The sequence below is a fragment of the Ammoniphilus sp. YIM 78166 genome, assembly GCF_004522215.1.
In the GTDB taxonomy this organism is placed as follows: domain Bacteria; phylum Bacillota; class Bacilli; order Aneurinibacillales; family RAOX-1; genus YIM-78166.
This window is the reverse complement of sequence record NZ_SDLR01000005.1, coordinates 235,822-252,280: the sequence shown is the minus strand read 5'-3', so window position 1 is coordinate 252,280 and position 16,459 is coordinate 235,822. Positions and strand designations below refer to the sequence as shown.

Here is a 16,459-nt window from a genome sequence, read left to right as displayed (position 1 = left end):
AGACGGGATAAAGTAGATGTTTCGTTGGAACTGCAGTGTTAGTGCACTTATTTAGCTCTATAGGCTATAATTGCCGTTTTTAAAGCGGCATAACTTCCAATTGTAGCATAACCATAGAACCAGCCCATAAAGATACCTGCTACTAAGTTGTTTCGATGACTTATGAATATTGAAATGATTAACCCAAGTAATAGTGCTATTGAAGGTACAAATTTTTTGGGTACATGTAAAAAAACTTTAATTATTTGAGTAAGAATCATAATGACAGGGACTGCAACTACAGCATCCCAAAAGTTTGTATGTATTGTCGGAAATAGATTCATAAGACCACCTCATAAAATAGTGTTGATTTATTTCCGGATTTTAAACATATTTAGTAAAAAAAACCACCGAAGTGGTCTTTGAAATAACAGATGTTCTGTGAGGTTAGATACAAAAACCAAACCTACCAAGGCAAATAGCATTTCAGTTGTTTGAAATGCTATTCAGAGGCTGATTACACATCAAATTCTATATCGGATATTTTAAATGGATACATTCTTGAACTGAAACGACCAGTCAGCAAATTTTCTACTCTAGCAAGGACATACCAATCTTTTTTCTTTTGGTTCCAAAAAGGTTCACTAATATCATTGAGTTTACGACCATTAAGTTTTTCATCATAAGAATGAGTTATGACTATTCCTGTTCTTACTATTGAACAAGTTTTTATCGCTAACATTTGATCCATCTCCTTAAAATTAATACTTTTAGGTTACTGAGATAGGATCAATCGTTAGCTGTCTCTTCCTTGTAAAACGTAAATCTAATAAATCGTAAATAAAGTTTAGAAGAAAAGACAATAGAAATTGTTAACCAGTTTATGTTGATGTTTGTAAAAATAACTTTGATATCGGTACATTTATAGGAACCTATATCTCTTTTCGTCTTTGTCCAACCGTAAACCGAAAGAGAGACAATCCCTAATACAATTGATAGCGATGAAGTGAGGAGTTCCCAATCAAATAGGGAAATGATAATTTCCCATTCCATTAGTTCAAGTCTCCTTTCTTAATACAATGACTTCATTATAGGAGAGGACAGACTAATTAAACAATAAAAAATAATTAACAAAACTAGTTAAATTCTATAGCGATTGTGTAGACTTCATGAAGATAAAGAAAAACATGAAGTCAAAAAGAAAAGGGTAGAGCTGATTGACGCCAATGTTTTATTCCGTCAGCGGGGGTCTATACTTTAATATGGAGATGTGTGGGTACCTCTTTTGTTTTAAGGGTCAAGTCTACTACATTATAGATGGAGGAAATAATAATGTTCAAGAGTGGTAATGTAACTCTAATGGTAGCTGATTTGAAAAAGGCAGTACAATTCTACGTTGAAACCCTTGGATTGAAATTGCAATACGAAGTCGAAGGACATTGGGCGCAAGTTGAGACCTCTGGGCTAACAATAGGGTTACACCCCATCAGTGAGAACGGCTCCCCTGAACAAGGGAAGTCGGAGAGTCTGTCAATCGGACTTGAACCGGAGGATTTCAATCATACGTTCGAAATATTGAAATCTAAGGGGATTGTCTTTGCTGAAATAATTGATGAAAAGGCAACCCGGCTCGCCTACTTCAGTGATCCTGACGGCAATCCCCTTTACTTGTTTGAGATAAAACCTGAAGCGGGAGTACCCGAAATGTAATTAAAAGCAAAGGCCTTTTGCAGGATTCCATTGGTTGAGAGCCATACGATTCGTGATTCGCCAGAACGAACGAAATCGGCTATGAATAATTTTCTATACACGGTGGGGATTTCATATTTGCCGCTACATGAAAAGGCAGTGGAGACCGCCAAGGAAGTAGGTACAGTAGAAGTCAAACGGGACAAGAAAAAAAGCAGTCTCCTAAACGCTTATGAAAGTATTCAAAAAGAGATGGATAGGGGGAGACTTGGTTTCAAACGTAAATATGTAAGATGTTAATAATAATGGGGAGAGAATTATGGATGTATCTATCCGAAACGCACACCTAGATGAGTTCAGGAAGGCTGCATATGCAGCCTTCCTTCTTTTTTGAAATTGTATTTCTCAGAATTAACTCTGTTTGAAATATTTATTGCTCCATTTGTAATGAGCGTAAAAGAAGGTAAAAAGAATCCCATCGGATAAATAAGACCATCCTAGATTCCACCACATCTGATGCTTTATGAACCCAACTTTTAAAGCAAGGTATTCAATGAGGATGGCAAAAGTCGACCAGTAGAAGATATGGCGTGTCATCCTTAAAATAGTTTGCTTTTGAGGAAGGAGTTGAAGGAATAAGAATGTCGTAACAAAATAGATCCCAAATGCATTCATCATCTCTATCCAAAACAAATGCTCTTTAACCCTCACAGGATATTCCCATAAGGGTCTTGTGACCATGAGGAGGTCCGTTATAAAGGCTAATATCACAGCAGTGTAACAAGTGGAAATATACAAAGGGATTTTCTTTTTATCAGCAAAAATCAGAAATAAAATCCACGAAGTAGAGAATAAGACAATAGAAAATCTCATGTTGCGCTGGTCCCCTGTTTATTAAGGTAGTAATACTAATTAGTTTTACCGTTTTATGAAGGAAATAATTTTGATCTTTATTATTGAGCTAAAGGGCATCGAGAGCTTCATAGAGCGTACTCTCGTTTTTTGGTTTTGCAACATTTAAGATTTTCTTAAGAAATTCTGTAGGTTTATTTAAGATTTTGAAACGATAATGATACTTATGAAATCTCTTAAAGGAGTGAGGTATATGATGAGTATAACAAAGGAGCGTTTCACGTTTTTAAATAAATTTATTGAATCACCAGCACAAGTGGGAAGTATAACCCCTAGTTCAAAATTCCTTGTAAATAAGATGTTTGAGAATGTATCTTGGGATAACCTTGACACCATTGTTGAATTAGGTGCAGGGACCGGAGTGTTTACGAGCCACCTATCTAAACATAAAAAGGTTTCAACAAAGGCAGTCATTATTGAAAAAGATAATCAAATGAGGCGAAATTTAGAGACAGCTTATCCCTCGTTAACCTTTGGATCAGACGCAGAGAGGCTAGATCTATTACTTCATAAACTTAACATTCCCCGAGTGGATTGTATTGTCTCCGGTTTACCGTTTGCTAACTTTCCACTAGAGCTTCGAAAAAATATCATGAAGGCTATATCCAAAAGTCTCAAGCCGGATGGTCTGTTTATTGCTTTCCAATATTCCCTGCAGATGAAAAGCATGTTAAAACAATACTTCGATCATGTGGAAGTTGGCTTCGAGCTGCGTAATATTCCACCTGCTTTTGTTTATACGTGCGCAAAGAAGAAAGAGGGAAATTAGAATGGATATAGACGTAATCTTACAGGGGGTCGAGCATTATGGTTATGCTGCTTTATTTTTCTTTTTGTGGCTAGGGATCGTGGGGATGCCAATTCCAGATGAAGTGATTGTCATGAGTGGTGGTTTTATGACTTCCATGGGGATATTAGAACCTCTACCGGCCTTTTTTCTTACGTACGCCGGGGTCGTATCAGGACTTACGATTGGATACTGCGTAGGAAGAGCCATTGGTTTTCCAGCCCTTCATTATATGATGAGAAAGAAGAAAATGGGTAAATATATGGAGAAGGCCCATGACCTAATTAAACGCTATGGGGCTTTTTCATTGGTTCTAAGCTACTTCTTACCCGTTGTTCGTCATGTCGTTCCGTATATTGTAGGAATGAATAAAATGCCATTTTATCAATATGTCCTATTCTCTTTTTCAACTGGCTTCTTTTGGACATTGGCTCTTTTCTTCACCGGAATGTATTTTGGTCAATCTATAGATGTTATTAGCCATTATCTTACTCAAGTTGGATGGATAGCCATTTCTGTTTGCGGCATCGCGGCTCTATTGATTTTTTTGGTTAGTAAAATAAAGAAAACGGGTGAACAAGTGGAATGAAAGATAAAGAATCCATACTCATTATTGATGATGACAAAAATATACACAAGCTTATTGAAGTTTATCTAAAAAACGAAGGATTTCACCTACTTCAAGCCTTCGACGGATTGGAAGCATTGGAAATTCTGAGCAGAGAAGATGTTCAACTTATCATCCTTGATATGATGATGCCAAAAATGGACGGAATGGAAACATGTATGAAAATACGGGAGACTAAGAACATCCCAATTATCTTTTTAACCGCTAAGTCCGAAGACACGGATTTAATTCGGGGCTTGTCTATCGGTGCTGATGATTACATGACGAAGCCCTTTAATCCCTTAGAATTGGTCGCTAGAGTAAAATCTCATCTTAGAAGGTATTTGACGCTGGGTCAAAGGGACATCGGTGACAACAAAGATGAAATAAAAATTGGAGAATTGGAGATTAATAGAAAAATGCGAGAGGTTACAGTTAGAGGGATAGAAGTAAAATTAGCCCGCAGGGAATTCGATATTCTAGAGTTGTTTGCTCGAAATAAGGGTATTGTCCTAAGCATTGAGCAAATATACGAAAAAGTATGGAATGAAGCATTTCTTGGCTCGGAGAATACGGTAATGGTTCATATTCGAAAACTGAGAGAAAAAATCGAGGAAAATCCCAAAGAGCCCAAATACATTAAAACGGTTTGGGGTGTGGGTTATAAACTTGAATCGTTTTAAGGAGCAGAAGTACTCATGAGAATTGTTACCAGACTACTCCTGATTATAACTATTTGTTTTGTAGTATCGTTTTTATTCTTTTATTCATACGCTATTTGGTTTTTAAAAAAATATCTCGAAGGCGGAATTATTTCGCCTGTTGAACACAACTCCATTATCATCACTGGTTTTTTATTGGCCGTTGGCTTATTTATCCTTATATTCATCTTCAGTATTCGAAGTAAAATTAAGTATATTGAATACATGGAAGAAAATATCCGGAATATGGCTGATGAAAACCTTGGTTCTACCATGATTGTGAAAGGAAAAGACGAATTGGCAACACTTGCCAAAAGTATAAACGGACTTTCGTTGGCATTAAAGCAAAAAATAGATGAAGAGCGAGAAATCGAAAGATTGAAAAGTGAACTGATCACGAACATTTCTCATGATTTGCGCAGCCCTCTGACTACTATTATAGGATTCCTACGCATCCTCAAAGATAAAAAATATGAAGATGAAAAATCCCATGATATTTACGTAAATACAGCATTCGAAAAGGCTGAGCGATTAAAAAGACTAATGGATGATTTATTTGCTTACACAAAGTTAAATCATAAAGAAATCCAATTATACCTTATGGACATTAATCTAAAAGATATGCTGATGCAATTTATTGATGAAATGAGTGTACCTGGAGAACACCAGCTTGTCATCAAAAGTGAATTTCCAGATAGTCCCGTCCCCATTCAAGCTGATCCTAGCCAATTGCTACGGGTTTTTGAGAATTTAATGAGTAATGCCGTAAAGTATAGCGTTAAACCTGGAACTATCCATATAAAATTAAAAATACAAAATGAGTTTGCCATTATTGAAATTGGAAATAAAGGAGATCCGATTCCGGAAGAGGAATTACCCAGATTATTTGAACGGCTTTATAAGCTGGACAAAGCGAGGTCTGTTGATGATGACAGCTCTGGTCTTGGGTTAGCCATCTCAAAAAGCATTATAGAAATGCACGGTGGACAAATATGGGCTGAGTCTTCAGGTGAATACCTTGCAATTAAAATTAAATTAAAATTGTCGTTATACGTTAATTAAAAATAAACCCTTCTCAAACCTATGAGAAGGGAAACCTATGGAAACGTTTATGAAATTAACAACTTCTTGTCAGGTTCAATATGAATATGAACATGGGAAACATGATGTTTTTCTGACATCATCTTTTCAATTTCATCACAGATGGCATGACACTCCACAATATCCCTACTAGGGTGAACATGGATCATTACACCTACAAAGATATCTTATCAGTAGAATTATTCAATCCATCTGCTTTTAACAATGCCATATCAAGTGGGTCTAGAGAAACGTTTTTTTATCGATCAAAATACTCTTTGCTATTAGAAAAAAGATTGAATGCAGGAAACTTTTTAAAAATGGTAATTCAGTCTTCGCTCGAAACGCAATCGGACCCTATTCGTATGTTCAAATATTCAATGTGAAATAAAAGAAAAGACGGCTCTCTATTCAAAGAAGTTGAATGAGAGTCGTCTTTTTTATTCCATGATCAATTCATCGGTTTTGGTGATTTGGTTTTCCCAGCTAATCCGATAGATCTTTACGCCGACAAGTTTAGCCTTCCCGTTTTCGGCTTTATGAATCCTTTCGGTAAACTCCCGCGTGGCTTCATTGAAAGTTAGATGACCCTCAACTGGCTCGATCTCACGGGAAAATACTTTGGAAATGGCGGTCTTCACTTTGTCGATCTTGTATCCATTGATAAATGTACCCTTAGAATTTCGCTCCAACATATAAAACATATCAGCGTGAACCATGCCCGAGATCGGATATAACCTTCCTTCACTCTCATTCTTAGGAATATCAAGCTCTTTTTGATTTGTAAAATTGACAACCTTGTTATATAGTGAGCCCTCTCTCATGAAATTGTCATCCCTCAACGCATAAACATAGTCCAGGGGATAATATTGACGTCCGAATGTACCCATGTACTGTGGCGCGCTTCCTACCCGATCAAGGCTTTCAAAACGAACCGAAGGAGGATTATTGCCCCATTCTTGACTAACTCCCAACATATTCGCGATAGTAGCCACGGGCGCATAAACATTACCATTATAGACAAACGGCTCGGCTTTTGTTTCGATCGTCTTTCCGTTGACGATTAGCTTGATATTGGCGAAAGTCACTTTGATGTTTTTGGTGTACGACGAATAGGCCAACGCGGATCCTCCCAATAATAGAGAGGACGCGATAACCCCTAAAGTAATCTTTTTTGATAGTTTCACTAAAAAAAACACCTCCAATTTTTAGACGAACCAGTAGCCAAAAAGTTGCCGCCAATGGCGGGTAGGGAGTTTATTTTAGATATCATATTTTAGGGGGAGTACTAATAAAACACGGAAAACATACACTAACATGGTCTATCTTAGTTCTTAGGATGTTAATCTAGTTCATTTATACTAGCCACACTGTATTATTTAGTCTGGAAAAATATGTAATAAGTAATATTTAACTATAGTAAACTATGTTGGTATAATATGTATATCGTTATCTTAATAATTCATATATTGAGATAATAATAACAGAATATGTGTTGAGACAAGGAAATAGGCTTTTAGGTCCTGTCTCTTTTTGTTCATCACAATCAGGTACGGAAACAGTTAGCCTTTAAAAAATTGTAAAGGAGACAAGAAATGAAAATCAGAAGAGGGTATTTAAGAATTTTATATTTGGTTTTGACTTTAGCTTTGTTCATTCCATCTATTGCTTCACCGGGAATGGCAGCTAATAATATGAACGGAGTAAAAGAAGGTGCAACGGTTAAAGTAGATAAAAATTCACCTACGGGCTATACGGCCACTTTTGTTTATAAGGACCCCTTAGCTGATTATGTCGTCTTTAGTGGAGATTTTAGATTTTATAAACCAGAGGAAAAAGATCTTAAGAAGTGGTATTCGCCTTACCAATGGGAACCAGGCATGCTCCCTGCTAAGACCGATAGATATGAAGAGAAGATGACAAGGATTAAGGGTACTGATTTGTGGATGATTAGTTTGCCCATTCCAAGTGGTTCATTCTGCTATCAATATAAGGTAGCCTATGCATTTAACGGGAATGACAAGGATATAGATATCACGATTCCAGATCCGGCTAATATAGCGCCTTTAAGCAATCTGGAGCGTTATCCTAAAGAACATAGTGTTGTTTACGGGATGTTTGATAAGCACAAACAGATAACAGACAATTCAATTTTACTCCCAAGAAAAGATGCAAAAGTTGGACAAGTTCATTATGTTCCATACACGGATATAAATGGAGATAGTAAATACTTAGGCGTTTATCTCCCTTATGGCTATGACAAAAACAGAAAAGAATCTTATAAAGTGATTTATCTTTCCCATGGTACAGGTGGAGATGAAACGGAGTGGTTCGCTTTTGCAAATGCAGGCAATATTATGGATCATTTGATTGCAGAAGGCAAAGTAGAACCTGCAATAGTGGTTGCTATTGATAATAACGATTATCCTCCAACAGCTTCAGTTTTGCATACATCTGATACTCCATGGGATTACCAAGAAGGAGATATATCGGATAATCTATGGGATTACTCTATGATTAACCGAAATTTCTTTAATAAGGTTCTACCCTATGTAGAAGAAAACTATAATGTTTCAGAAGAAAGCGACGATCGTGCATTTGCTGGATTATCAAGAGGAGGCTTTTTAACTTCCATTTTATATGCTGAGAACCCTACTGAATTCGGGTATTTTGGGATACTGAGTGGCGTTTGGAAAGGACTTATTGAGGCTGGTGCTTTAGATAAGTATAACGAACTGGATGCCCCAAAAGTCATACTGGGATATGGTGAGTATGATAATGTTATTAGTCAAGCTGACATTCATGCTTTCCATGCTAAACTTAAGGCACTGGGAGTTGATGTGGCTGAAAATCCTGTGTTTGGAGCACATGACTGGTTTGCATGGTCTCAGCTATTTGAAGATTTGGTGCAAGATTTCGTAGGGAAATAGGATAGAGTAGACATAAATGCTGCCAATGATATGGAAGAATATCGTTGGCAGCATTATTTATTGAGGGGCAGGGTGTCATCCTACTTCCTTTTTGTTGTTGAAGTAAAGGATACTCAATGTCAGATAATAAATGGAGTTAGGTTAAACAATGGTTCCGCATGTGTATTTTGTATACTGGAAAATGTATATACTATACATGAGTTAAAGGGGGAGGGACATTGTGTTTTTTAATTTTGTCATTGGGTTTATTATTCCTTGGATTCTTGGTGTATGGATATATAAAAGAAATTCTATAATTGTCATATTAATAGCACCAATAGGGGTAGTTGCCGCCACAGTAATAAATGAATGGGGGTTTAATTATCTTTGGAAGTTCAAACCCTTCCTAAATAACCAATCACTTTCTGCTTTACCACTTGATTTAGGAATTTATCCTGTCCTTGCATGTTATTTTATTTATTTAGTTAATCGAGGAATTGGAAATAAATATACTTTACTCTTACTCTTCGCTATTTTTATTACTTTACTTGAATGGATTGCTGTAAAAAGTGATAGGGTTATTTATTTAAACGGCTGGAATATTGGATGGACATTCTGTGTCTATTTACTCACTTTTATGGTCATTTACAGATATTATAAGCTACTGCAAAATAAAAATTATTTAAAAAGGCAAGATAGTTCAAGGGTGGTGAAACTATCCATATAGCTATTGAGTTAACGGGAGTCTATTGCTCAGGAAGGCTTCTTATGCAGTATTCTTTCTTTTTTGTTGCAGGCAGTAATTCTAAATGGAAATGAATTAATTTTTAGTTTAGGTAAAAAATATAGGTAAAATTTCCCGTGCGAGGTAATCAATGCATATCATAGGGCAGATTTTTTGGATACTTGCAGTTTGGCGCTGGGGTGACTGGAGGAATTGGGAGAGATATCATTCCACAATGCTCTACATGATTGCCATTTCCTTATTGTATGATGTACTTTCGTACCAGCATACTCTGTGGGAGTTTAAAGATTTTTGGTTGCCGACCCACACTTGGAACAGTATTGTTGTAACATTTATTGGTTTTCCTTGTTCTGTATTAATATATCTTTCTCGTTTTCCTCAAAATTCAATTGTAAAACAGATCAGACATATTATTTATTGGATATTAATATATTCAGCCATTGAGTTATTTTTTGTTTCGATCAATTTATTTGATTATCATAATGGATGGAATTTTGGATTGTCAGTTTTGTTTAATTGTGTGCTTTTCCCGATGTTACTATTGCACCACAAGAAACCATTATTAGCATACTTACTGACGGTTCCAATAATTTTTTGTTTTTTAATTATATTTGATATTCCCATTAGTAAAGTGAAATAGATACATGAATTAATTTCCTTTGGTATCAACCGAAGGAAGTTTTATTGCATGAGTGCTTATTAAATCAAGAGTTAAATAGAACGAGAAAAGGCTTTCCAATCTAAGGGAGCCTTTTTATTGTACTGTAGGCAGATTAGCGAAACAATAATTAATCTAATCAAATTATTTGTATCCGCATATTGGATCTAATAAGAAAAGTCCATGCTTTTTGACATGGACTTCTTACTGGGTTCATCTACGTCTTGGATTTCGTATAAAAAACTAAAAATCTTCTTCAACAGGAAACATGCTTGGATGTTCAAGAGTATCTGGTAGATCTTTGCCTACCCCACGGCGAATCAATTCTTTCATGATTTCAAAGTTTTCATGCTCATAATGAGCTGTTAGCTCTGCAAGTTCCTCCACGGATTTTTTGCTGTAATCTGTCATGAAATTTCACCTCGTTTATGGAAAGTTATGGGATAATTTTTTTCGTTAGGTGTTAAGATAACCATAAATTAGGATATCAAAACAAAAAACGGAGTGAAAAAAGTGAATTATTTTCCGAAAAAATTGTTTGATCAAATTAAACAATGGAATGCCATAAGAGAGGAACTGGACGATAAGATTGACTTTATTTATGAACTTATTGATTGGGACAAAACGGATAATAAGGAGGAGTTATTAAATGAAATCAAGGGATTAAATACTCAGCGGGATGAACTTGATGATTTGGTTGATGTAGCGTATGAACAGATAGATAGATACATTTACAATCAAGCTATATAGTACCTAAAGATAGGAATAGTATGTTTTTTTCATAGTGTCGATCTTACGGTTCACTGTTCAATTCGTTTTGTTGGATGGCCTTTTAGCCTATATTCGGGAGGCAACGAATAGCTACAATGCTACCTTTTACTTTTTTTTCCTTTCTTCTTGTCTTAGCTTTGGTGACTTCGTTTTTTCTCAAGCGAAACATTGCTCAACTACGGACGGGAAGTGAGAACAATGTAAGGAAAGCTTCTTAATTAGAATCAATCACAGATAATCCCAAGGTATGATTAAAATGGAAAGCTGATTTCCGGACTAAAAATTGAAGTGTTGCATTTTAAGTTTTGAAGAAGTAGACTATGGTATAGAAAATTCCATATATTTCGGGAGCCCGTGGAATCGAGCTGAGAGGATGGCTAATCTGCCATTGACCGTTGAACTTGTTGGGTAATGCCAGCGTTAGGAAACTAGTCATGAGTCAAATCATAGGCACTTTGCTTACGCAAAAGTGCCTATTTACGTTTTTATCAAGCCCGTAATTGAACTAATACTTGGAACTACAATAAAGGCACCGCATAGAGGGAGGACCCAAATATGAACGAACAACAAATCCTTATTAAAAATATCCTAGCTTTTATAGAGAGTAACGATTCTTCCGAAGAGTCTTTTAATCAGTTAGCCTTAAATCTATTTCGATATCAGTACAGTCAAAATGCTCCTTTCCGGTCGTTTTGTATGCAGAAAGGGAAGACCCCTAGAACCATCAAATCGTGGAAGGATATCCCGGCGGTACCGATCAATGCTTTCAAAGAATGTACCCTCAGCTGTAAGGATCCTGATAGGGCAGAGAGAATTTTCATGACGAGCGGGACAACGAAAGGAATCAGCGGGAAGCATTTTCATCCCACCATGGAAGTGTATGATCAATCCATGTTGGTGAATTTTAAGAAGCGATTCATGGGAGATACGGAGCGGATACGCATGGGGATTTTATTTCCGATCGAAGAGGCGATGCCAAATTCCTCTTTAGCCCATTATCTTGCGTTGGCCCTTCGCGAGTTTGGAACAGACGACAGCCAGTATTTAATGGGAGATAAGGGGATTCTCGTTGACCGTTTGATTGAGGAACTAGAACGAGCGGAACGGACGGGAGAACTTTATGCCTTGTTAGGGGCGAGCTTCAGTTTTGTGCATATGTTGGAAGAGTTGGAGCGTAGGGGTAAGTCTTATTCACTGCCGCAGGGAAGCAAGGTTTTGGATACAGGCGGATTTAAAAATCAGTCCCGTGAGTTGGAACTGGATGAGTTTTATACTTTGCTGTCTCGTTCTTTAGGAATCAGCCGGGAACATTGCCTAAATATGTACGGCATGACGGAACTTAGCACTCAATTTTACGATTTCGGCAATGAGACGGTGCCTTCCGTAAAATCCGGTCCGTTTTGGATTCGAACCCGCGTCGTAAATCCTCTAACCGGTGAAGACGTACCGCGCGGGGAGAGAGGGGTGCTCATCCACTGTGATCTCGCCAATTTTAATTCGGTGACCACCATCCTAACGGAAGATATGGGGATGGAGAAGGAGGACGGCTTTTTGCTATTAGGGAGGGCTAAAGGAGTAGAAGCAAGAGGCTGCTCCATTGCCGTCGATGAATTTATTCAAGCAACAAAGGGGATGCCTTCATGAGAGAGATCGCAGGGTATATTCCCTCCATCGGGGAAGAGAAAATCGAAACGAAAATCTTAACTTTTCAAGGAATGGATGGTCCTGTGGAAGTGGAGGTTCCTCTTCTAACCATCCAACAGATGAACAAGGTAGCGGATAAAGTCAAGCATGCAAGTTCCGATGTTCTCAAAAGCTTCACCACATCGGAAATCGTACACATCATTGATCAGGCCATTGAACGCTTGTTGGACAGGCAGTCGCCCTATCGAAAAAAGGCGGAACAGCTTCTTCCCGCTGTCACGGGCTATGATGCCGAAATGATCCGGCTTGGGTTGACTTCTTTTTTAAAAACGTTCAGAAAGCCGCAACTCCAGCGTTTTCTAGTGGAGGATTTTGGGAATCCTTTGCTGCTTGACGATTTTCAACCCCGTCCCAAAGGGGGATTTTCCAAGGCCGTCGGTCCACAGTTGGTGGTCCATGTTTGGGCGGGGAATGTTCCTGCCTTACCTCTATGGAGTCTCATTTCCGGATTGCTGGTGAAGGCAGGGAACATCGGAAAAGTATCGAGCGCGGAGCCTTTATTTGCCGGTTGGTTTGCTCAGGTTTTAGTAGAGGTTGAACCTCGTTTAGCCGATTGCCTGGCGGTGGTTTGGTGGAAGGGCGGGGACGCCGAACGGGAAAGTTCCCTGTTTCGCCAAGCGGAAGTCGTCGTGGGCTATGGCAGTAACCCATCACTAGAGGCGCTTTCGAAACAAGTGCCTGTCACCACCCGATTTTTGTCGTTTGGCCATAAAATGAGTTTTGGATGGGTCTCTAAATCCTGCCTCGATCCGAGAAAGTCTTGGGAAGTCGCTCACCAGGCCGCCATCGACATCATGCGCTTTGACCAGCAGGGATGTTATTCCCCGCATCTCTTTTATGTGCAAAAAGGGGGGAAGATCTCTCCTAGGGAATTTTCCAGGTATCTGGCGAACGAATTAGCTGCTTTAGAAAAAAGATATCCACGTCGAAAGCTGTCATTGGAGGAAGTGACTTCTATAGCCAGTTGGCAGCAGCAGGAGGAACTGAGTTTACTTTCCCATCCAGACAAAGAAATCATGGGCGGTGATTCAGGAAGCTGGGCCGTGGTATATGAGGAAAACGGAGTATTTTCTGCAAGTTGCCTCAATCGAGTAGTCAAAGTGGTCGCTATAGATCAGATTGAGGAGTTGATGCCGCTTATCTCCCCTTATCGATCTTTTTTGCAGACGGCAGGGGTAGCGGCCAGTCCAAAGGAGCTCTTTCATGCCGCTCATTTGCTTGGACAAGCGGGAGTTACCCGGATCACGTCCTTAGGCAAGATGACCTCTCCGGAGCCGGGATGGCACCATGACGGCCGCTTTAACTTAACGGACCTTGTACAGGTGGTCGATATTGAACGTACAGCGGAAGACGTGGCGGAATCATTTGCCCCGTATATCGATTAGGAGTGAGGAGATGAGCTTTTTAACGATTCAGGAAGTAACCTATGGATATGAAAATAAAGGGCCTGTCCTGCAACATATCCATTGGTCCATTCCCCAAGGCGAATTTCACTGTCTTCTAGGGAAAAGCGGGTGTGGCAAGACCACTCTGTTAAAATTGGCTTCCGGGCTCTTGCATCCCGACGAAGGGATCGTTTCCCTTGATGGTCAACAAGTGAAGGGCCCATCCCCTTCATCCGGATACGTATTTCAAGCGCCGACTTTATTGGAGTGGAAAACAGCGCTTGAAAATATCCTGCTCCCCATCTCCTTGAAGCGGAAACCGACTCAGGAAGACCATGATTATGCCAGGCATTTACTTGATCTGATGGGTCTGTCAGGGTATCAGGATCAATATCCCAAACAGTTATCCGGCGGTCAGCAAAGTCGCGTGGCGATAGCCAGAGCGCTGATCCAGCGCCCCGCTATGCTATTTTTGGATGAACCTTTTGCCGCTTTGGATGCCATCACCCGTGAAGAGCTTCAGGATGATTTGCTGCGGCTTTGTCAACTGAACCAGACAACGGTTTTATTTATCACCCACGATATCGCTGAGGCGGTTTACCTATCGGACCGGGTCACTGTGATGGCTGAAGGCAAACTGGTGTATGAATTAGAGGTCCCCCTGCCCAAGCCGCGCCATGTAGAAATGAGAGTACAGCCGTCCTTTAGCCAGCTTTGCTGGAGCATCCGGCAGGCCATGAATGGAGGCCGCAAATGAACAAAACCTCCTTTTATTCCTTGCTCCTTCTTGGCCTCCTCTTAGCTATATGGGAGTGGATCGCAGGACATATGTCTGAGCTTGTCCTTCCGGCCCCCTCTGTCATTCTCTATACACTGGGAGAGGGGCTGATCAGCGGCTATTTTCTCCCGCATATCCTACGAACCTCTGCAGAGGTCTTACTGGGGCTCTTCTTCGGTTGCGCCTTTGGATTTGCCATCGGTGTGATAATGGGAGAAGTGGAAATGCTGCGAAAGCTGTTATTTCCTTATGTCATTGCTAGCCAAGCGGTACCGAAACTGGCACTAGCTCCCTTATTTATCCTTTGGTTCGGGTTTGGGATGACATCCAAGGTGGTCATTACGGCTCTAATCTGTTTTTTTCCGTTGCTTGAAAACACCCTGACCGCGATTCACTATACGAACGGCCAAAAGCTTGAATTATTTAAGGCATTAGGAGCCAGCCGTTGGCAGACCCTCACGCAGCTCAAAATCCCTGCGGGTTTGCCCGGCATTCTGTCCGGACTTCGGGTAGCCGTCGTCTTGGCGGTTGTTGGGGCCGTTGTGGGTGAATTTATCGGGGGAAGTGAAGGTCTTGGCGCCCTGATCATTGCCTCCCAGGGGATGATGGACACACCGCTGATGTTTGCGGTCTTGATTTTACTTACACTTTTAGGCATGACCCTTTATCAACTGGTAAACTTGTTAGAAAAAAAATGGCTGAAAACTTATTTAGAGGAGACCAAGAGATGAAAGCAAAAAACATTTTTACTTCCTTATTTCTATCCATGTCCGTTTTACTATCTGCGTGTGCAGGCAGCGAAACACCGAATCAAGCGGCTCCTGTTACCGAAACACCGGAGAAGATCAGGATGGCAAGCTGGAGCAAGCCGATTACCGAACAAACGAATTTGCTCGTGGATCAAGAGAAAGGATTTTTTAAAGATAAGGGATTAGAGATGACGTTTATTCCCGGAGCCGGTGGGGGAGATGCGATTAAGAACATTCTGTCAGGTCAAGCCGATATTGCCTTTACAGACCCTGGATCGCTATTCTTTGCCCTGGACAAAGGGGAGAAGCTTCGCGTGATCTACAACATCTACCCGCAGAATGTGTTTAATGTCGTTTCGTTGAAAGAGAACAACATCACCAAACCAGAAGATTTGAAAGGAAAAAAGATCGGGGTCTATAGCTTAAGCAGCGGGACGAGACAAAATCTATTAGTTCTCCTCCACCAAGCAGGTCTTACCGAAAAAGACGTTACGATCGTAGAAACCGGATTGCTTAACTTTGCTCCTTTAATGCAGGGACAGGTCGATGCCACGGCTGCCACGGATACCGGCCTGCTTATCGGTAAACAAAAAGGGCTTGGCGACGTGAACGTGCTGGAGGTGAAGGATTTTCTGAATGTTCCTAGTGACGTTTTCGTTGTCACAGAAAAAGCCTATCAGGAGAAAAAAGAGCTGCTGGACAAGTTTCTGGAAGCTTACCAGATCAGCGCCCAATGGATGATTGAAAATCCGGAGGAAGCCGCATCGCTTGCGGTCAAACATGCCATTGATGGGAAAGATGAAAACATGAACCTGGAAATTATCAAGTTGCGAAATGCCTCCAGCCTTTCTCCCGTGACGGAGGAGAAAGGACTTGGCGCGTTGGAAACAGAAGTGCTTCAGCAGGCAGCAGATACGTATAAAAAATTAGGTCTTATTGAGCATGACCTCAATATGTCTGATGTGGTCATAGATCTATCGTCCAACCAGTAAGAGGAGGAGAAGG

Annotated in this window: 20 protein-coding genes and 1 pseudogene; 15 read left to right on the top strand and 6 right to left on the bottom strand. The window is 39.8% G+C overall.

The window, feature by feature from the left end:
• Positions 1–47 precede the first annotated feature (47 nt).
• Both EIZ58_RS22415 and EIZ58_RS22410 read right to left on the bottom strand, forming a co-directional pair.
• Positions 48–323: a hypothetical protein gene (locus tag EIZ58_RS22415; protein WP_134703147.1), complete on the bottom strand. Its 276-nt coding sequence runs from the start codon at positions 321–323 to the stop codon at positions 48–50.
• A gap of 173 nt (positions 324–496) precedes the next feature.
• The gene (locus EIZ58_RS22410; protein WP_134703146.1) at positions 497–721 is read right to left on the bottom strand and encodes a hypothetical protein; all 225 of its coding nucleotides are present in this window, start codon (positions 719–721) and stop codon (positions 497–499) included.
• A 590-nt stretch (positions 722–1,311) separates the two neighbouring features.
• Here EIZ58_RS22410 and EIZ58_RS22405 point away from each other — a divergent pair.
• The gene (locus EIZ58_RS22405) at positions 1,312–1,689 is read left to right on the top strand and encodes a VOC family protein (RefSeq protein ID WP_134703145.1); all 378 of its coding nucleotides are present in this window, start codon (positions 1,312–1,314) and stop codon (positions 1,687–1,689) included.
• A 33-nt stretch (positions 1,690–1,722) separates the two neighbouring features.
• A pseudogene (locus EIZ58_RS22400) lies at positions 1,723–1,968 on the top strand (DNA alkylation repair protein); the annotation flags it as partial.
• Between the two features lie 111 nt (positions 1,969–2,079).
• Here EIZ58_RS22400 and EIZ58_RS22395 read toward each other — a convergent pair.
• A complete protein-coding gene (locus EIZ58_RS22395; protein WP_134703144.1) occupies positions 2,080–2,541 on the bottom strand; it encodes a CBO0543 family protein in 462 nt (153 codons plus the stop codon).
• A gap of 235 nt (positions 2,542–2,776) precedes the next feature.
• Between EIZ58_RS22395 and EIZ58_RS22390 the strand changes: the two genes are divergently transcribed.
• Genes EIZ58_RS22390 through EIZ58_RS22375 form a run of 4 tightly spaced genes read left to right on the top strand, consistent with a single transcriptional unit; the run spans position 2,777 to position 5,737 of the window.
• Positions 2,777–3,349 (top strand): class I SAM-dependent methyltransferase, encoded by a 573-nt coding sequence (locus EIZ58_RS22390; protein ID WP_240689319.1) that lies wholly within the window; start codon positions 2,777–2,779, stop codon positions 3,347–3,349.
• Between the two features lies 1 nt (position 3,350).
• Positions 3,351–3,956: a DedA family protein gene (locus EIZ58_RS22385; RefSeq protein ID WP_134703142.1), complete on the top strand. Its 606-nt coding sequence runs from the start codon at positions 3,351–3,353 to the stop codon at positions 3,954–3,956.
• Positions 3,953–4,657: a response regulator transcription factor gene (locus EIZ58_RS22380; protein ID WP_134703141.1), complete on the top strand. Its 705-nt coding sequence runs from the start codon at positions 3,953–3,955 to the stop codon at positions 4,655–4,657. The genes EIZ58_RS22385 and EIZ58_RS22380 overlap by 4 nt, the downstream gene beginning before the upstream one ends.
• A gap of 15 nt (positions 4,658–4,672) precedes the next feature.
• Positions 4,673–5,737 (top strand): sensor histidine kinase, encoded by a 1,065-nt coding sequence (locus tag EIZ58_RS22375; RefSeq protein WP_134703140.1) that lies wholly within the window; start codon positions 4,673–4,675, stop codon positions 5,735–5,737.
• Between the two features lie 47 nt (positions 5,738–5,784).
• Here EIZ58_RS22375 and EIZ58_RS35230 read toward each other — a convergent pair whose 3' ends face one another.
• Both EIZ58_RS35230 and EIZ58_RS22365 read right to left on the bottom strand, forming a co-directional pair.
• Positions 5,785–5,940 carry a cation transporter dimerization domain-containing protein gene (locus EIZ58_RS35230; RefSeq protein WP_370297799.1) on the bottom strand — a complete coding sequence of 52 codons (156 nt, stop codon included), beginning with the start codon at positions 5,938–5,940 and terminating at the stop codon, positions 5,785–5,787.
• Positions 5,941–6,195: 255 nt separating this feature from the next.
• Complete coding sequence (locus EIZ58_RS22365) at positions 6,196–6,942, bottom strand: stalk domain-containing protein (protein WP_167577888.1); 747 nt, start codon at positions 6,940–6,942, stop codon at positions 6,196–6,198.
• A gap of 408 nt (positions 6,943–7,350) precedes the next feature.
• On the opposite strand from EIZ58_RS22365, the gene EIZ58_RS22360 reads away from it, so the two are divergent.
• From EIZ58_RS22360 to EIZ58_RS35225, 3 genes are all read left to right on the top strand, one after another.
• The gene (locus EIZ58_RS22360) at positions 7,351–8,685 is read left to right on the top strand and encodes an alpha/beta hydrolase (protein ID WP_134703137.1); all 1,335 of its coding nucleotides are present in this window, start codon (positions 7,351–7,353) and stop codon (positions 8,683–8,685) included.
• 220 nt (positions 8,686–8,905) lie between these two features.
• Positions 8,906–9,391: a CBO0543 family protein gene (locus EIZ58_RS22355; protein WP_134703136.1), complete on the top strand. Its 486-nt coding sequence runs from the start codon at positions 8,906–8,908 to the stop codon at positions 9,389–9,391.
• Between the two features lie 148 nt (positions 9,392–9,539).
• Positions 9,540–10,049, top strand: coding sequence for a CBO0543 family protein (locus tag EIZ58_RS35225; RefSeq protein WP_370297784.1), 510 nt, complete (start codon positions 9,540–9,542; stop codon positions 10,047–10,049).
• A gap of 261 nt (positions 10,050–10,310) precedes the next feature.
• On the opposite strand, the gene EIZ58_RS33735 is transcribed toward EIZ58_RS35225, so the two are convergent.
• On the bottom strand, positions 10,311–10,478 hold the full coding sequence (locus EIZ58_RS33735; RefSeq protein ID WP_167577887.1) for a hypothetical protein: 168 nt from the start codon (positions 10,476–10,478) through the stop codon (positions 10,311–10,313).
• Positions 10,479–10,571: 93 nt separating this feature from the next.
• Between EIZ58_RS33735 and EIZ58_RS22350 the strand changes: the two genes are divergently transcribed.
• The 6 genes from EIZ58_RS22350 to EIZ58_RS22325 all read left to right on the top strand — a co-directional run bounded on the left by EIZ58_RS22350 (position 10,572) and on the right by EIZ58_RS22325 (position 16,446).
• A complete protein-coding gene (locus EIZ58_RS22350) occupies positions 10,572–10,817 on the top strand; it encodes a hypothetical protein (RefSeq protein WP_167577886.1) in 246 nt (81 codons plus the stop codon).
• A 576-nt stretch (positions 10,818–11,393) separates the two neighbouring features.
• Positions 11,394–12,482, top strand: a complete 1,089-nt coding sequence (locus tag EIZ58_RS22345) for a LuxE/PaaK family acyltransferase (protein WP_134703134.1) — start codon at positions 11,394–11,396, stop codon at positions 12,480–12,482.
• Positions 12,479–13,927 (top strand): acyl-CoA reductase, encoded by a 1,449-nt coding sequence (locus EIZ58_RS22340; protein WP_134703133.1) that lies wholly within the window; start codon positions 12,479–12,481, stop codon positions 13,925–13,927. Before EIZ58_RS22345 ends, EIZ58_RS22340 begins: the two co-directional genes overlap by 4 nt.
• Before the next feature lie 10 nt (positions 13,928–13,937).
• Positions 13,938–14,684 (top strand): ABC transporter ATP-binding protein, encoded by a 747-nt coding sequence (locus EIZ58_RS22335; RefSeq protein WP_134703132.1) that lies wholly within the window; start codon positions 13,938–13,940, stop codon positions 14,682–14,684.
• The gene (locus EIZ58_RS22330; protein ID WP_134703131.1) at positions 14,681–15,436 is read left to right on the top strand and encodes an ABC transporter permease; all 756 of its coding nucleotides are present in this window, start codon (positions 14,681–14,683) and stop codon (positions 15,434–15,436) included. The genes EIZ58_RS22335 and EIZ58_RS22330 overlap by 4 nt, the downstream gene beginning before the upstream one ends.
• Entirely contained in the window at positions 15,433–16,446 is a 1,014-nt protein-coding gene (locus tag EIZ58_RS22325; RefSeq protein ID WP_134703130.1) for an ABC transporter substrate-binding protein, read from the top strand. The genes EIZ58_RS22330 and EIZ58_RS22325 overlap by 4 nt, the downstream gene beginning before the upstream one ends.
• The last annotated feature ends 13 nt before the right edge of the window (positions 16,447–16,459 follow it).

Excerpts from the sequence above, each read along its gene's own strand:
- EIZ58_RS22415 (WP_134703147.1), bottom strand. The coding sequence starts at position 323 with ATGAATCTATTTCCGACAATACATACAAACTTTTGGGATGCTGTAGTT.
- EIZ58_RS22410 (WP_134703146.1), bottom strand. The coding sequence starts at position 721 with ATGTTAGCGATAAAAACTTGTTCAATAGTAAGAACAGGAATAGTCATA.
- EIZ58_RS22405 (WP_134703145.1), top strand. The coding sequence starts at position 1,312 with ATGTTCAAGAGTGGTAATGTAACTCTAATGGTAGCTGATTTGAAAAAG.
- EIZ58_RS22395 (WP_134703144.1), bottom strand. The coding sequence starts at position 2,541 with ATGAGATTTTCTATTGTCTTATTCTCTACTTCGTGGATTTTATTTCTG.
- EIZ58_RS22390 (WP_240689319.1), top strand. The coding sequence starts at position 2,777 with ATGAGTATAACAAAGGAGCGTTTCACGTTTTTAAATAAATTTATTGAA.
- EIZ58_RS22385 (WP_134703142.1), top strand. The coding sequence starts at position 3,351 with ATGGATATAGACGTAATCTTACAGGGGGTCGAGCATTATGGTTATGCT.
- EIZ58_RS22380 (WP_134703141.1), top strand. The coding sequence starts at position 3,953 with ATGAAAGATAAAGAATCCATACTCATTATTGATGATGACAAAAATATA.
- EIZ58_RS22375 (WP_134703140.1), top strand. The coding sequence starts at position 4,673 with ATGAGAATTGTTACCAGACTACTCCTGATTATAACTATTTGTTTTGTA.
- EIZ58_RS22360 (WP_134703137.1), top strand. The coding sequence starts at position 7,351 with ATGAAAATCAGAAGAGGGTATTTAAGAATTTTATATTTGGTTTTGACT.
- EIZ58_RS35225 (WP_370297784.1), top strand. The coding sequence starts at position 9,540 with ATGCATATCATAGGGCAGATTTTTTGGATACTTGCAGTTTGGCGCTGG.
- EIZ58_RS33735 (WP_167577887.1), bottom strand. The coding sequence starts at position 10,478 with ATGACAGATTACAGCAAAAAATCCGTGGAGGAACTTGCAGAGCTAACA.
- EIZ58_RS22345 (WP_134703134.1), top strand. The coding sequence starts at position 11,394 with ATGAACGAACAACAAATCCTTATTAAAAATATCCTAGCTTTTATAGAG.
- EIZ58_RS22340 (WP_134703133.1), top strand. The coding sequence starts at position 12,479 with ATGAGAGAGATCGCAGGGTATATTCCCTCCATCGGGGAAGAGAAAATC.
- EIZ58_RS22335 (WP_134703132.1), top strand. The coding sequence starts at position 13,938 with ATGAGCTTTTTAACGATTCAGGAAGTAACCTATGGATATGAAAATAAA.
- EIZ58_RS22330 (WP_134703131.1), top strand. The coding sequence starts at position 14,681 with ATGAACAAAACCTCCTTTTATTCCTTGCTCCTTCTTGGCCTCCTCTTA.
- EIZ58_RS22325 (WP_134703130.1), top strand. The coding sequence starts at position 15,433 with ATGAAAGCAAAAAACATTTTTACTTCCTTATTTCTATCCATGTCCGTT.